16 protein-coding genes are annotated in these 15434 nt (G+C 43.4%); 15 read left to right on the top strand and 1 reads right to left on the bottom strand.

The genetic code is table 11. The features are described 5' to 3' along the window. The 14 genes from D2V05_RS19545 to D2V05_RS19485 all read left to right on the top strand — a co-directional run. A partial coding sequence (locus tag D2V05_RS19545; protein ID WP_119647233.1) for an efflux RND transporter periplasmic adaptor subunit occupies positions 1–1350 on the top strand: 1350 nt, incomplete at its 5' end. A gap of 25 nt (positions 1351–1375) precedes the next feature. Further along, complete coding sequence (locus D2V05_RS19540) at positions 1376–3832, top strand: multicopper oxidase domain-containing protein (RefSeq protein ID WP_036385870.1); 2457 nt, start codon at positions 1376–1378, stop codon at positions 3830–3832. Continuing rightward, on the top strand, positions 3833–5140 hold the full coding sequence (locus D2V05_RS19535; protein WP_036385867.1) for an APC family permease: 1308 nt from the start codon (positions 3833–3835) through the stop codon (positions 5138–5140). Between the two features lie 131 nt (positions 5141–5271). Continuing rightward, positions 5272–5901 (top strand): DUF3347 domain-containing protein, encoded by a 630-nt coding sequence (locus tag D2V05_RS19530; protein WP_119647252.1) that lies wholly within the window; start codon positions 5272–5274, stop codon positions 5899–5901. Next, a complete protein-coding gene (locus D2V05_RS19525) occupies positions 5902–6360 on the top strand; it encodes a heme-binding domain-containing protein (RefSeq protein ID WP_036385864.1) in 459 nt (152 codons plus the stop codon). Between the two features lie 182 nt (positions 6361–6542). Continuing rightward, positions 6543–6668: a hypothetical protein gene (locus D2V05_RS19935; RefSeq protein ID WP_262706548.1), complete on the top strand. Its 126-nt coding sequence runs from the start codon at positions 6543–6545 to the stop codon at positions 6666–6668. Positions 6669–6699: 31 nt separating this feature from the next. Then, entirely contained in the window at positions 6700–7197 is a 498-nt protein-coding gene (locus D2V05_RS19520; RefSeq protein WP_072882341.1) for a YybH family protein, read from the top strand. Then, on the top strand, positions 7197–7898 hold the full coding sequence (locus tag D2V05_RS19515) for a PepSY domain-containing protein (protein ID WP_119647234.1): 702 nt from the start codon (positions 7197–7199) through the stop codon (positions 7896–7898). Before D2V05_RS19520 ends, D2V05_RS19515 begins: the two co-directional genes overlap by 1 nt. Before the next feature lie 77 nt (positions 7899–7975). Then, on the top strand, positions 7976–8158 hold the full coding sequence (locus D2V05_RS19510; RefSeq protein ID WP_072882342.1) for a hypothetical protein: 183 nt from the start codon (positions 7976–7978) through the stop codon (positions 8156–8158). A gap of 1 nt (position 8159) precedes the next feature. Then, on the top strand, positions 8160–8747 hold the full coding sequence (locus tag D2V05_RS19505; protein WP_036383511.1) for a helix-turn-helix domain-containing protein: 588 nt from the start codon (positions 8160–8162) through the stop codon (positions 8745–8747). Positions 8748–8950: 203 nt separating this feature from the next. After that, a complete protein-coding gene (locus D2V05_RS19500; protein ID WP_036383512.1) occupies positions 8951–9175 on the top strand; it encodes a heavy-metal-associated domain-containing protein in 225 nt (74 codons plus the stop codon). Between the two features lie 336 nt (positions 9176–9511). Beyond that, entirely contained in the window at positions 9512–9850 is a 339-nt protein-coding gene (locus tag D2V05_RS19865; RefSeq protein ID WP_234414759.1) for a DUF305 domain-containing protein, read from the top strand. A gap of 297 nt (positions 9851–10147) precedes the next feature. Further along, entirely contained in the window at positions 10148–12406 is a 2259-nt protein-coding gene (locus D2V05_RS19490) for a heavy metal translocating P-type ATPase (RefSeq protein ID WP_119647235.1), read from the top strand. Between the two features lie 27 nt (positions 12407–12433). Then, the gene (locus tag D2V05_RS19485) at positions 12434–12643 is read left to right on the top strand and encodes a heavy-metal-associated domain-containing protein (RefSeq protein WP_051947607.1); all 210 of its coding nucleotides are present in this window, start codon (positions 12434–12436) and stop codon (positions 12641–12643) included. Between the two features lie 799 nt (positions 12644–13442). On the opposite strand, the gene D2V05_RS19475 is transcribed toward D2V05_RS19485, so the two are convergent. Beyond that, the gene (locus D2V05_RS19475; RefSeq protein ID WP_119649355.1) at positions 13443–14063 is read right to left on the bottom strand and encodes an RNA polymerase sigma factor; all 621 of its coding nucleotides are present in this window, start codon (positions 14061–14063) and stop codon (positions 13443–13445) included. 112 nt (positions 14064–14175) lie between these two features. Between D2V05_RS19475 and D2V05_RS19470 the strand changes: the two genes are divergently transcribed. After that, entirely contained in the window at positions 14176–15333 is a 1158-nt protein-coding gene (locus D2V05_RS19470) for a FecR family protein (RefSeq protein WP_119649353.1), read from the top strand. Positions 15334–15434 lie beyond the last annotated feature (101 nt).

Here is a 15434-nt window from a genome sequence, read left to right as displayed (position 1 = left end):
CTGGTCACTGCACAAGAGGAACTTTTTGAAGCAAGAAAGGTGGCGGACACCCAACCGCAGTTTTTTAATGCCGCCAAGGAAAAATTAAAAAACTGGAAGCTTTCCGACAACCAAATCGCACAGATACTTCAATCCGGGACCGTTAAGGAGGAATTGCCGATACATGCCGATGTTTCAGGCTACGTTACCGAAAAAATGGTAAACCTTGGCGACTATGTCAACAAGGGCAAGGCATTATATCAAATTGCCAACCTGAACAGCGTTTGGGTACTGTTCGATATTTATGAGTCCGACATGCCCTGGGTAAGAAAAGGCGATGAAGTGGTCTTTACCATACCCTCGCTCCCGGGCGAAAACTTCAAAGGCAGGATTTCCTATATCGACCCGGTGATCAATCCCATGACTAGGGTTGCCAAGGCCAGAATCGAGATCGGGAACGCCGGTTTAAGGTTAAAGCCGGAAATGTTCGCTTCCGGAACCGTAAAAGCAAAACAGCCCATTGCATCAGAAGCGATAACCATTCCTAAGTCGGCAGTGATGTGGACCGGGGAACGTTCTGTGGTATACATCAAGAATACCACGTCCAATGGGGTGAATTTTGTGTTGCGCGATGTCACCTTGGGACCATCGTTGGGAAATGGTTTCATTGTCAAGGAGGGGCTGCAAGAAGGGGATGAGATCGCGGTAAACGGGACCTTTAGTATCGACGCGGCGGCCCAATTGGCCGGGAAACCGAGCATGATGAATCCTGAAGGTGGGCCCGCCATGACGGGACATAACCACGGAGGCATGAAGATGGGGGATGACAAGGGTACAGGCGGTAGCGATCATTCGGAAATGGATATGGGGGATCCCGGCTTGGAAAACAAAACAGACCATTCTGATATGAACCAGCGAATGACGGCGACAGCGACTTTTAAAAACCAATTAAAACAGGTGTTGAGCGCCTACTTGGAGTTAAAGGATGCGCTTGTCAATGATAATGCCGCCAAGTCCAATGCCGCTGCAAAAAAAGTGTTGTCGGCCTTGGAACATGTGGATATGAAACAATTGACGGACAAAAAGGCGCACGGCCATTGGATGACGATATCGAAGGAAATCTCCAATTCGGCGAATTCCATTTCAAAGATATCGGATATCAAAGCCCAACGCGATCATTTTAAACATCTGTCCGCCCATCTATCCAAAGGTGTCAAGCTTTTTGGGGTCGATCAAAAGATATACGAACAGTTTTGCCCGATGGCCGATAACAACAAAGGTGCCTATTGGTTGAGTACGACCAAAGAGATCAAAAATCCCTATTTCGGAGAGGCTATGTTGACCTGCGGTGAAATCACCGATGAAATGTAATTGAACAAATGTAAATGAATGAATGATGAAAATATTGAAATCTAAAATCTTGTTTTTTGTCCTAACTGCCTTGACGACCCATGTTTTTGGGCAAGTGGGGACAAATGGTGAGGACAGAAAAGAGGAAGGTAGACCCGTTCGGGAATACAATCTTGTACTGGAACAGAACAAATTGACCCTCGGTGGGGTCACTGCCGATGCAATGACCATCAATGGGAGTATTCCGGGACCGGTCTTGGAATTCAACGAGGGTGACTTCGCCCTGATCAACGTGACCAATAAGATGGATGTGGAAACCTCCGTACACTGGCATGGATTGATCTTGCCCAATTTTTATGACGGGGTTCCCTATTTGACCACACCGCCCATAGAACCTGGCACAACTTTCCAATATCGGATTCCGATCAACCAATCAGGTACCTATTGGTACCATTCCCACACCATGCTGCAAGAGCAAAAGGGGGTGTATGGCTCGATACTGATCCATCCCAAGGAAAAGACGTTGGACTACGATAAGGATTTGGTCGTGGTGCTCTCCGATTGGACGAACGAAAAGGCCATGAACGTGCTCCGAAACCTTAAACGGGGAAACGAGTGGTACCAGGTCAAAAAAGGGACCGCGGTGCCCTTGAGCAGGGTCATCAAGGAAGGTGCACTAGGTGCACAACTCAAATTTTGGCGAGATCGTATGGAAGGAGCGGATATTGCGGATATCTACTACCCCGCATTTTTGACCAATGGGAAAACATTGGCCGAATACCCTGATTTCAAACCAGGGGAAAAAGTGCGGCTCCGGTTCGTCAATGCCTCTGCCTCCACCTATTATTGGATGGATTTCGGTGGCGGTAACCCCATGGTGGTTTCCGGGGATGGTGTCGATGTGGAGCCTGTTTCCAAAAGTCGTTTTCTTTTTGGCATTGCCGAGACCTATGATGTCATCGTGACCGTTCCTGAAGGCACTTTGGAGGTAACGGCCACGGCACAGGACGGCTCCGGGCATACCTCGTTGCATTTAGGGCAGGGAACGCTTTTTCCCGCAACGACCATCGATAGGCCCGACAAAGTGGCGATGATGAAACAAATGGCCCAAATGGACATGAAAATGGGAGCTCCGGCAATGGCCGGCAACAAGAAGAAAAATACACCCGAATATTTGATGCAAAAGTATGGGATGCAGATGGACATGAAGGATGGCAGCATGGATATGGGTATGCACAATGGGATGTCGATGGATAAGACCGAAATGAGCGGTCAAAAGGATAAACCCATTGCGAAGATGGATGATAAAAGGCCTATGAATGCGAATGAAGATCATAGGCACATGGAGATGGATAAAAAGATGGGGGATATGGCAGGAATGGAAAAGGATTCAACGTCAATGAAATCCACCGGACATAAGGACAAGATGGAAAACCCTATGGTTCAGACTATGCCAATGATGCAGAAAGACACTTCAGCTTTTGATTACGATACCCGTAAAACGTATTTCAACTATGACTTCTTAAAAGCAAAGGAAAGTACTACCTATAATGCCGATCTGCCCGTCAATGACATTCTGTTGAACCTGACGGGAAATATGCAACGGTATATCTGGAGTATGAACGGTGTGCCACTTTCAGAAACCGATAAGATCAAGATCAAAGGTGGGGAAGTAACCCGGATCACCCTCAACAACCTGACCATGATGCACCATCCGATGCACCTCCATGGGCATTATTTCAGGGTCATCAATGAGAATGGTGAAAAGTCACCCTTGAAACATACGGTCAATGTGCCGCCCATGCAGAAAGTGGTCATCGAATTTTATAATGAAGAGTACGGGGATTGGTTTTTCCACTGTCATATCCTCTACCACATGATGGGGGGCATGGCCAGGGTTTTCAGTTATGATACCCCAAGGGATCTGAGGATGAAGGATTTTCCTGTTCAAAAGTTGGTAGATGAAACTGACCATTATTATGCTTGGGGTGCTGCCAGATTGGGTTCCAATTTTAATGAACTCTTCCTTGTTTCAAGTAATATCAGGAATGAATTTGGGGTACGGGCAGAATTTGACTACGACCAAAATGCCGAGGTGGAAGTCAATTATAACAGGTATCTCAATGACTGGGTACGGGTCTATGCAGGGGTAAACACGGAAACCTCCATCCCTGATTCCTATGACCGTTTCAATACAGTGGGACTGATAGGGGTCAAGTATTTTACCCCATACCGCTTTAATATGGATGTGAGTATGGACCACCAGCTGCGTCCAAGAATAAGGTTGGATAGGGAACTATTGCTTTTTCCCAGGATTTTCCTCGAGGGGGAATATGAATTTCGGGCCGATTTTGGATGGGTCAACGATTTGGGGAATTCATCCTATGAAAGTGAGACCCAATGGCTGGTAGGGGCCTCCTATATCCTTTCACGTAATTTTTCAATCCAGGCCAATTACAACAACCGATATGGTTGGGGCGGAGGCCTGCTAGCCCGTTTTTAAATGGCAGAATACAAAAAAAATAGCCTGAGTCTGACCAATACCATTGCTTTGGGAACCGGTGTGATGATCGGTGCGGGAATTTTTGCGCTCTTGGGTCAGGTTGCCGAACTCTCCGGCCAATGGTTTCCCTTTGCTTTTTTAATCGGGGCAGTCATCTCAGGTTTCAGTTCCTACACCTATGTCAAAATGTCCAATACCTACCCCTCTGCCGGGGGCATTGGCATGTACCTCAAAAAGGTTTACGGTAAAACGGCCTGGACCGCTACCGGTGCACTGCTGATGGCCCTTTCCATGGTCATCAATGAGAGTTTGGTGGCCCGGACGTTCGGGACCTACGTATTGGAGCTTTTTGATGTGGAGTCGAAAGGATTCTGGCCCCCGATCCTTGGGGTATTGTTGTTGATCACAGCCTTTATTGTCAATGTGATGGGAAACAAAGCTATCGGGGGATCGTCCTTGGTCATGGCCATACTAAAAATCGGCGGGATAGCGGTTTTTGCCATTGGTGGCCTTTGGGCAGCTGGATTTACCTTTGATCAGGTCGTTCCTTCCCAGTCCTTGACCGAGCATTCCCTGGTGGATTATTTGGGGGCATTGGCACTGTCGATATTGGCCTATAAGGGTTTTACCACCATTACCAATAGTGGGGATGAGATCGTCGATCCCAAACGTAACGTGGGACGGGCCATTGTCATTTCTTTGGTGATATGTACCCTGGTCTATCTCATGGTGGCATTTGCGGTCTCTTCCAATCTTTCCATCCAGGAAATCATTGCGGCCAAGGACTATTCGCTGGCCGAGGCATCCAGACCCGCTTTTGGAAAATATGGGGTCTGGTTCACCGTTGGTCTGGCGATCATATCCACCGTTTCCGGGGTCGTTGCCAGCATTTTTGCCGTTTCCCGGATGACCACCATGCTCACTGAAAAGGAATTGATACCACATCGACATTTTGGGATTCCCGGGGACATACAGAAACATATGTTGGTGTATACCGTGGTGATTGCCATAGGGCTCACCATGTTGTTCGATCTGAGCCGGATCGCTGCATTGGGGGCCATCTTTTATTTGATCATGGATATCGGGATCCATTGGGGGGTCCTAAACAATCTACGAAAGGAAATCGGTGCAAATCCCATTATCCTCATTACGGCCCTTGTGCTGGATGTACTGGTGTTGGGCGCCTTTATTTGGTCAAAGGCCGGTAGTGATCTTTTGGTGGTCATTGTTGCCCTGGTATTGATGGTGCTTATTTTTTTCGGGGAACGATTGTTTTTGGGGAAAAAGCGTACGGTCGAGGAAGAATAAGGGTAGAGTGCCTGCGTGGGAGAAATGGAAAATTAGATGAAAAAATTAAAATAGCAACAATAATGGGGGATAATACAAATATGCCGACCCTGGGCAATCAAAATGAGGAATTAATCTTAAAATCAATTACAATGAAAAGAACAACAGTTACATTAAGTACAATTGCCATTGCGCTTTTGACCATTACCGTGATTTCCTGTAAGGACGGTAAGAAGGAAACAAATGACAAGGAAGGAGCCCATATGGAGATGGGAACGGAAGAGGGCCATCACCATGAGAGCTCTGCGGGGGAAATGGACCACGGGACCATGGACCATGATATGGGTTCGTCCGATGCACAGGGCACATCTGTGATCGATAGCTACCTCCAACTGAAGGATGCCCTGGTGGCGGACAATAAGGATGAAGCGGCCAAATCGGGCCAAGCCTTGGCCAGTGCCTTGGGCAGCTTTGATATCAGCGGATACGATGAACAGCAACAGAAGGAGCTGTCCGATATCATTGAAGTGGCCAAGGAACATGGGGAGCATATCGCCAAAAGTGATATCGGTCACCAACGGGAACACTTTGAGGGACTGGGCAAGGATATGGTCGATTTTATTGCCATAACCGGGACTTCCAAAACCTTGTACCAACAATTCTGCCCCATGTACAACAACAACCAAGGAGGAACGTGGCTCAGCGCAAGCAGCGAAATCCAGAATCCATTTTTTGGAAGTAAGATGTTGACCTGTGGTAAGGTGCAAAAGGAAATCAATTAAATGAAAGTACTGAAAATCATAGTATTGGTAGTGCTGTTGGGATTTGTGGGCATCCAGTTTGTGCCCACAGATCCCAACTTGAGCGATGTGGTTCCCGATACGGACTTCATGTCGGTGAACCAGGTTGCCAAGGATATCGAACACGATTTGCGGGTATCTTGCTATGATTGCCACAGTAACAACACCCAATACCCGTGGTACAATAAGGTCCAACCCATCGCCTGGTTTTTGGAAGAACACATAAAAGAGGGAAAGGAAGAACTCAATTTCAATGAATGGGGCGACTATTCGGATCGAAGAAAAAGGAGCAAACTAAAGTCCATCGCAAGTCAGATCGAAGACGATAAGATGCCCCTATCTTCCTATACCCTGATCCATAAGGATGCAAAATTATCGGTGGAAGAGAAAGAACGGATATTGACCTTGGTAAATGATCTAATGGAAGAATTGGATAATTGAAAATGACATGGAAATCACCCTAAAACCGGGACAAACGATATTGCTATTGTTGTTGGTCATGTCCGGTTACTATGAATAAGGAAATAAAGTCCTGAAAGGGAGGGGAACACCCAAAGTTGATTGGTTGGTGAGTTAGTTAGTTAATCGTTCCCTTCCCTTGTCAGGCACTAATGGAAAAGAAGATGAAAGATTGTTGTCGTGACAATGGACCTGTCCAGTCGAAAAAGGCCATTTTAAAAAAATGGTTGGCCCATATCCTGTATGGGATCGTCATTTCGATTGCCCTGGGAGCCTTTATCATACAATAAATACTAACCTAAACAATGCTAAAACAAACCAATGAAACGTATTACTTTACAGATTTTTCTAATGGCCGTATTTCTCACAGGGACAAGCTTTGGCCAAACAAACCCTAACAAGGAAAACCTAGACCAGGACAGGGCCGCTGTGCTGAGGATATTGGAAAGCTATAAAGAAGCACTGCAAAACTTGACCACGGAAGGTACCTTGGAGCTTTTTGCGGAAGATTCCGAAGTTTTTGAATCCGGGGGCGTGGAAGGCACCTATCAACATTATCACGACCATCATATAGGTCCAGAACTTGGACATTTCAACAGTTTTAGGTTCTCGGATTATACCATTGAAGTGAAGGTGGAGCTACCCTTTGCCTTTACTACGGAAAGCTATGTCTATACCATTGGCCTAAAATCGGAAAATGGAGGTGAGGGCAAAACGATCAGCAGAAAAGGGGTTGCCACCACCATCCTTAAAAAAACGGATGGGGATTGGAAAATTGTAAAGATGCATAACTCCTCACGGAACAACGGGAAGAACTAATGGTCGGAAGAAAAACATCGATGAAGGTCAGAAAGATACATAGATATCTTGGCCTATTTATTGGGATCCAGTTCCTAATGTGGACCATCAGTGGACTATATTTTAGTTGGACGGACATTGACGAGATCCATGGAGATCAATTCATCAAGGAGCATCCGGACCAGTCAGAATTTGGGAATTTAATTGCTCCCAATGGACACGGGAACGTTAAAATCAAATCTTTGGAAATGAGAAATATAGGGGGGAGTCCCTATTATTGGATCAATGGTGGGGTTTTGATGGATGCACAAACGGGGGAGATCAAAAAGGGTATCGATGAACAACAGGCCTTGGCCGTTGCTTCACACTATATGTTGCCCGAACTTAAGGTCAAAAGTGTTGAAAGACTCACCCAAACAGGTGGGCAGCACGAGTATCGTGGACGTCCATTACCGGCCTATGTGATCACCTATGAAACGGATGAAAACCTTAAAGCGTATGTCTCAGAGACCGATGGGTCGTTTCAACATGTAAGACATCGGTCCTGGAGATGGTTCGATTTTTTGTGGATGACCCATACCATGGACTATGAGGGACGGGACGATTTTAACACCATGGTTTTACGGATTTTTTCCCTGATGGGATTGATTACCGTTTTGAGCGGATTCTTGTTGTGGTATGTCAGCTCGCCAACAATCAGAAAATTATGGAAAAGGCGATAGTTCAAACTTATTTGGCAAAGGACTCCTGTGAGGAGCAAATAGTTGACCATTGAACCAGTTGAATCATTTTTGGAAAAATGAGCGAACTTAGGAGGCAAAGACGAAAGAAAAAAAGGGGGCTGGCGAAAAGGAAACGGGACCCGGCCAAGAATAGAAAGGAAAAAAGAATGAAAATCCTTGGCATATTGGCCTTGATATTGATCGTTATATTGGCAGTGGTCGTCATTTTTTTGAAGGCCCTGTGGAAATTCACTGCATGATATGGAAGTTGGGTCCAGTAAATCGAAAGATGTGTTGTACATCAAAAACATGGTCTGTCCGAGATGCATCATGGCCGTCAAAGGTATTTTGGACGATGAGGGCATTCCCTATATGAATGTGTCGTTGGGTGAAATCACCCTCAATGGGAAAATCACGCCTGAAAAACGGGAAGGTCTCAACGAACGACTTGAGAAAATTGGATTTACGATCATCAACGATCGTAAGGGTCAGTTGATAGAACAGATCAAAAACCTAGTGATTGAGGCGATACATTACACCGGACCCATGGAAAAGGTCAAATGGCCCGAATACCTTTCCGATGGATTGCATCTTGACTATAAGTATCTTAGTTCGCTGTTTTCCGCGGTGGAAAGCATTACCTTGGAGCAATATATCATCAACCAAAAGATTGAAAAGATCAAAGAGTTTCTTGTTTATGACGAATTGGGCTTAAAGGAAATAGCGTTTCAATTGGACTATAGCAGCGTTGCCTATTTAAGCAACCAATTTAAAAAAGTAACTGGAATGACACCTACACAATTTAAGAAAAGTGCCATTCAAAATAGAATATCGCTTGATGATATTTAACCTCAACCATTAAGGGCGCAATACCTTCCCAAGGAACCAGCCTCCTAAACGCTATTTAAAAAACACCTTTCTTCGCAAATGGGTCAAGGTTTGTTTTTTTCAAACAACGCCCCTATACAGAAAATGTTACTTTTCCCATACGTGTTGGAACCAACATTGTTGATTCTAGGTGTAAAATTGTTAAAATAAAAAATGATCACAACATGAAAAGAAGATACCAAATAGAAGGAATGACTTGTGATGGCTGTAGGGGGCACGTTGAAGAAGCTCTTTTCAATGTGGCCGGTGTAGCCGATGTAGCGGTCAATCTAAAAAACGCAGAAGCTACAGTGGAGTCGCAATTTGAGGTCCCCCTTGAAAATCTACAAAAGGCATTGGAAAATAAGGGGGGTCAATATAAAATACAAGCGATGAACAAAGCCAATTAAACCGATATACGATAACTGGGACAGGTAAATTGTCAGGCCTATAATTGGAATGGAACAATACAATACTCGAAAGTCAAGGAATAATCACAATAACCAGATAAAATTTGCACAATGGAAGATAGTCAAAGGAAATCCAATAATTATTTAAAGTTTTTTGCGATGATTGGTACTTCAATGGTCGCCATGTTTTTTTTAATGTACACCCACTCATATCAAATCATTGATCACTTTTGGTATAGTGAGACTAGATTTTTCATGACTTTGATCATGGGGGGATCGATGATCATTATTATGCTGCTATATATGCTACAGATGTATAAAGACCGACGCAAGAACATGTCAATATTAGCCTTGGGTGTTTTGTTGATTGCAGGTGGGATATGGCTGGTCAGGAGTCAGGTTACCGTATCAGGGGTCGACTACATGGAAGGAATGATACCCCATCATTCCATTGCTATTTTGACCAGTGAACGTTCTCAAATAAAAGATGTCAGGGTACGGGAGCTTGCCAATGAAATTATCAAGGCACAACGCAGGGAGATAATGGAAATGCAATGGTTGATAAACGACATCAAGGAAAATGGAATAGTGGAAACCGAAGCTGGGAAAGAAAAGCGGCCTATTCCTAAATTCGAGGGATCGCTTAGCGAAGAAACAAAGAATCTGGCCGAATGAGAGGCGATTACTTACTACCAATGCTTTCGTTTTGCCCCAAGTTCACTACAATGGTTTGTCCTATCGAATATATTCTAAACTGATCGGGGCAAATTCTCCAAAAAAGATTGACGTGGGCGAACCTGATCTCATAGATGTTGCCGAATTCTAAAAACCACTCACCAATTAAGGTTAAGTACTTGACGAAGAAAGGTAAAGGTTGATTTTTCGGAAAATTCTACAACTCTTTCAGTAAATAACGTAACAGTGCATTTTAGGTCTATTCTGAAATTTGTACCATACAAATCGGAGTAGAAAATGGATGCAATCGATATTATTGAGGACACCGAAAGGAAAGCGAAGACGGTGTCAAAAAAATCTTTCCCGGTCACTGGAATGACCTGTGCTGCCTGTGCATCCAGCGTGGAATCCATGCTGGGCCATACGGAAGGGGTCTACAATGCCAGTGTCAACTTTGCCAATAGTACGGTCCTTGTGGAGTATGACAGTGCTATGGACCTAAGCGATCTTCAAAATGCGGTACGTCAAATCGGTTATGATATAATTGTGGATGCCGAGGATCCTACCGAAGTACAGGAAGAGCTTTCGAAAAAGCATTATGTATCCATAAAAAAGCGAACCCTTTGGTCCGCTATTTTGACACTTCCCATTTTCCTTCTGGGGATGTTTTTTATGGATTGGGTCCTGGGTAGGTGGATTTCGTTGGTACTTGCCGTTCCTATCCTGTTCTGGTTTGGCCGAAGTTTTTTCATAAATGCCCTCAAACAGGCCAGATTCGGTAAGGCCAATATGGATACCTTGGTCGCACTCAGTACGGGCATTGCCTTTTTGTTCAGTGCATTCAATACCTTTTTTCCTGAATTTTGGCTCAGTAAAGGCATGGAACCCCATGTATATTATGAGGCGGCCACAGTGATCATCACCTTTATTTCATTGGGGAAATTATTGGAAGAAAAGGCGAAATCAAATACATCCTCCGCCATAAAGAAATTGATAGGGTTGCAGCCCAAGACCTTAAAGGTGATAGCAGATGGGGAGGAAAGGGAAATCCCTATTTCTTCGGTCAAGGTAGGTCAAACGATTTTGGTCAGACCGGGAGAGAAAATCCCTGTGGATGGAACGGTGTCCAAAGGAAGTTCCTATGTTGATGAAAGTATGATCACGGGCGAACCCGTCCCTGTAGAAAAGACAAAGGATGAAAAAGTTTTTGCCGGTACCGTAAACCAAAAAGGAAGCTTTCAGTTTGTAGCTGACCGGGTGGGAGGGGAGACCCTTTTGTCCCAGATCATCAAGATGGTGCAGGAAGCACAGGGGAGCAAGGCGCCCGTACAAAAATTGGTGGACAGGATTGCCGGTATTTTTGTTCCCGTGGTAATGACGATTTCACTGGTGACATTTATCACCTGGATGTTCCTGGGAGGTGAGGACGCTTTTACCCATGCACTGTTGACCGCAGTTGCCGTATTGGTAATAGCTTGTCCCTGTGCGCTGGGTTTGGCAACCCCCACGGCCATCATGGTGGGAATCGGCAAGGGGGCCGACCACAATATTCTCATCAAAGATGCGGAAAGCCTGGAGTTGGGTTACAAAGTGAATGCCATTGTCCTGGATAAAACGGGTACCATAACTGAAGGAAAGCCTGTGGTGACCGATATGGTCTTTGCGGACCATGTGACCGATCACAGGGCCCTGGAGCAAATTTTATATGCCATGGAAGGACAGTCCGAACATCCCTTGGCTGAAGCCGTGGTCTCCTTTTTAAAAAATAGAAAGGTAAATCCGGTCGAAATTTTGAACTTCAATAGTATTACAGGAAAAGGTGTTCGCGCTGAGGCATTGGATGGAACCCTATACCTTGTGGGCAATCATAAGTTGATGGTCGAAAAAGGAATCGCCATGGATGACAACCTGGGGCACATGGTCGAAGGGTTAGAGCAGGAGGCCAAAACGGTCATATACTTTGGCGGTGGAGGCAAGGTGAAGGCGATTTTGACCATTATGGATAGTATAAAGGAATCCTCAAAGGAAGCCATACGGGAAATGCAGGGGAATGGTATGGAAGTTTACATGATGACCGGTGATAACAAGATGACCGCCGAAGCCGTATCACAACAGGTGGGTATCAAAAGCTATGAAGCCGAAGTACTCCCATCAGAGAAAGCTGATTTTGTGAAAAGGCTTCAAGAAAGTGGAAAGGTGGTCGCCATGGTGGGCGATGGTATCAATGATTCGCAGGCACTTGCCCAAGCAGATGTCAGTATCGCGATGGGCAAAGGGTCCGACATTGCCATGGATGTCGCGAAAATGACCTTGATCACCTCTGATTTAAATGCCATTCCCAAAGCGTTGAAGCTCTCCCATAAGACCGTTATAGGTATAAGGCAAAATCTTTTTTGGGCCTTTATATACAATATCATTGGAATTCCTATAGCTGCAGGGCTGCTGTATCCGATCAATGGATTTTTGTTAGATCCGATGATAGCTGGTGCCGCTATGGCTTTTAGCAGTGTATCGGTCGTATTGAACAGTTTGAGGCTTAAAACGATTAAACTATAGTAATTTTCTAATTTAAAATCGATGAACATGAGTACATTACAATTCAAATCAAATATTAAGTGCAGTGGGTGTGCCAATACCGTAAAACCATTTTTGGATAAGGTGGATGGCGTGACCGATTGGTCTGTTGACTTTGCCTCCCAAGACAAATTGTTGACCGTACAGACTACAAGTGCTACGGAAGAGGAAATCACTTCTGCTGTTGAATCGGCTGGATATCATTTGACCAAGAAATAAAGGAATGTCCAGAAGAATATATTAAATGGTTCGAATAGGGTTGGGGGTTACCTTAATCCTATTCGGGTTGTATAAGTTTATTGGATTTTTCTACACAACTTCGGTATAGGCATGGTCATTGGTAGTATTGAAAACATCGTAAGATTCAGGTATCACTGCAATCAAAACCTCTAAACTTGATTGTGTCCATCATGTAAGGTGGACCAGTAATGGCTTGGCTGGAACACTGGTGGCAAAAATCTAAATCTTGTAATTTATACAGCTAGTTTAAAAATGACAATCAAAGTTCTTATTATATCTGCTTGTCGATAGGGCGAATAGATACTCATCTTGTTTGTGATGAGATTTTGAACTCACAAAAATTCCTTTGTCTATTTTGATTTAAAATTAAATAAAACAAGATGGTGTGGTTTGATTTTAAATATCGATATTTACGTTGTGAAAATCATTATTTCACACGAAGATGTCCTATGGGATGTCCTATTTTGGGAAAACCGACATAATATTCTGGATATTAATGGGTTAGCGCCTCTTCAAGAGGTCAGTCATCCCGACGAACCACTTTTCAGTGGGTATCAAGCACTGTCAACTGACTGATTGACAGTGCTTTTTTCTTTTTGTATTTGTCCTAATACAAAGAACTTCTCCGTATTCAGTAAAGCAAATCGTAGGTTAGATATGGACAAAAAGGATTTTAATATAGATAGGTCTCGCTCAGTACATCAGCTTAGCAAGTTTTTGGATTCCTGAGCCACTTCATTAGCTCCGTTTACTTTGTTTCAATTGACTTTTGTCGGTCTTATGGAAGACTTACCTTAAAGTTGTTTTTTGAATGTAAGAAGGGACTGAACAAAAGAAACAAAATTGGGTTTATATCCATATCGGACTGTAAATTTTCACGAATACGTTTAAAGCCTTGTGTTATGTGAGCTTCAACTGTTTTGAGGGAGACATTTTGCAGGGACGCGATTTCCATATTGGTAAGACCATCCCTCTTGCTCATTAAGAAAATCTCCCTGCATTTAGGAGGGAGGTTTTTAATTTCCTTCAAGACCAATTTATAAAGCTTTTCTACTGCTTCTTCGTCCTCTTCTATCACATAATCCAATGCTTCCAAATACTTTTTGTCCAATCTGGTGACAAATTTTCGGGTTCTATAGGCATCAACAAATTCGTTGAAAACGGATTTGTACAAAAAATTACTAAGGGCAAAATCATCTTTAAGTTTCTTTCTTTTTTCCCAAATGCGCACAAAAACATTTTGTACAATATCCTCCGCAATATCCTTGTCATGTGCCAGACTATGGGCATAAACACATAGCTTGTGATGGTAAAGGTCCATTAAATGATTAAACGCAGATTCATCCCCTTCCTTAAGGTGTCGGATGAGCTCCAATTGGTCTTCAAAGGCTGATTTCATGATTGCGAAATAGGTAAAATATCTTGTTTATTTAGGCAATATTAAAAAAAAATTACAAAAATATTAGGGTATTGTAAATATCAAACGTTTTAGTAATTAAGAAAGCCAATGTATGCCAATTTCAAAAATAGAACGCTTAATATCAAAATTCCTTTCGAATTCCATTTCCGCAAATGAATTGGATGAGTTGGCTACTTGGGTGGAGAAGGACAAAAATTCCCGAGAGTTTGCCAAATATGCTAAAATCAATTATGCCATTATCCATAACATGACGAAATACGACATTGAAAAATCAAAAAAATTCTTGCGTAACGCTATCATGCGGGATAGAAAGGCCATGCGTAGGATCAAAGTCATATCCTATCTAAAATATGCAGCTGTGGTTGTTTTCATAATCGCTGTTGGATATGGGACATATCATAATTTACATCTACCCAAAAAAAATGGGAATGTAATCTCAGCTGAAGATCAAATTGTTTTGGAACTGCAGGATGGGTCCATCCATGCCATTTCGGAATACAGTGGAGCTTTTGTAAAGGATTTGAAGGGAAACAACATATGCACGGTAAGTGGAGATCAGCTTGTTTATCATAAAAATGACAATTTTAATGATGCACTGTACAATACCCTTAAGATCCCCAATGGAAAACGGTTCCAATTATTGTTGGCCGATGGGACAAGGGTTCATCTAAATTCCGGATCGACCATAAAATTTCCGGTAAATTTTGTGAAAGATCAAAACCGCAATGTATATCTGTCAGGCGAAGCTTTCTTTGAAGTATCCAAGGATAAGGAACATCCTTTCATTGTTAATACGGATGAAATCAACGTCGGTGTTTTCGGCACTGAATTCGTGGTAAGTTCATATAAGGAGGGACCTGGGTTCGAAGCTGTTCTTGTGGAGGGTTCCGTGGGATTGTTTAAAAATGGCGAAGAGTTCTGTCCAGAAAATACTTCATTGCTCCAACCTAGCCAAAAAGCGGTATGGCATCCGGAACAGAAGACATTTTATTTTGAGAAGGTGGACACGGATCTATACACAGGCTGGATGGATGGTAAGGTTATCTTTGATAGAATGCTTTTCAAAAACATCCTCCTAAAACTGGAAAGGCACTATAATGTGTCCATAACCAACGACAATGAGGATTTGGGCAACGAAATCTTTACAGGAAGCTTTGATGAGGAAACCATAGAAGAAGTATTTCAGGCATTTAGAAAAATATATCCCATGGACTTCTCCATTGAAGGGAATAAAATAAGTATCAATTAAATCAGAAAAATTTATGAAGCAACAATTTTAAACCAAGATGTATCACATATAAAAATCGGAAAGTGCTGGAACACTCTCCGATTTGAGATATGTGGTTTAAC

This window comes from Flagellimonas pelagia (genome assembly GCF_003584135.1).
Classification (GTDB): Bacteria; Bacteroidota; Bacteroidia; order Flavobacteriales; family Flavobacteriaceae; genus Flagellimonas; species Flagellimonas pelagia.
This window is presented reverse-complemented; position numbering and strand designations above follow the sequence as displayed.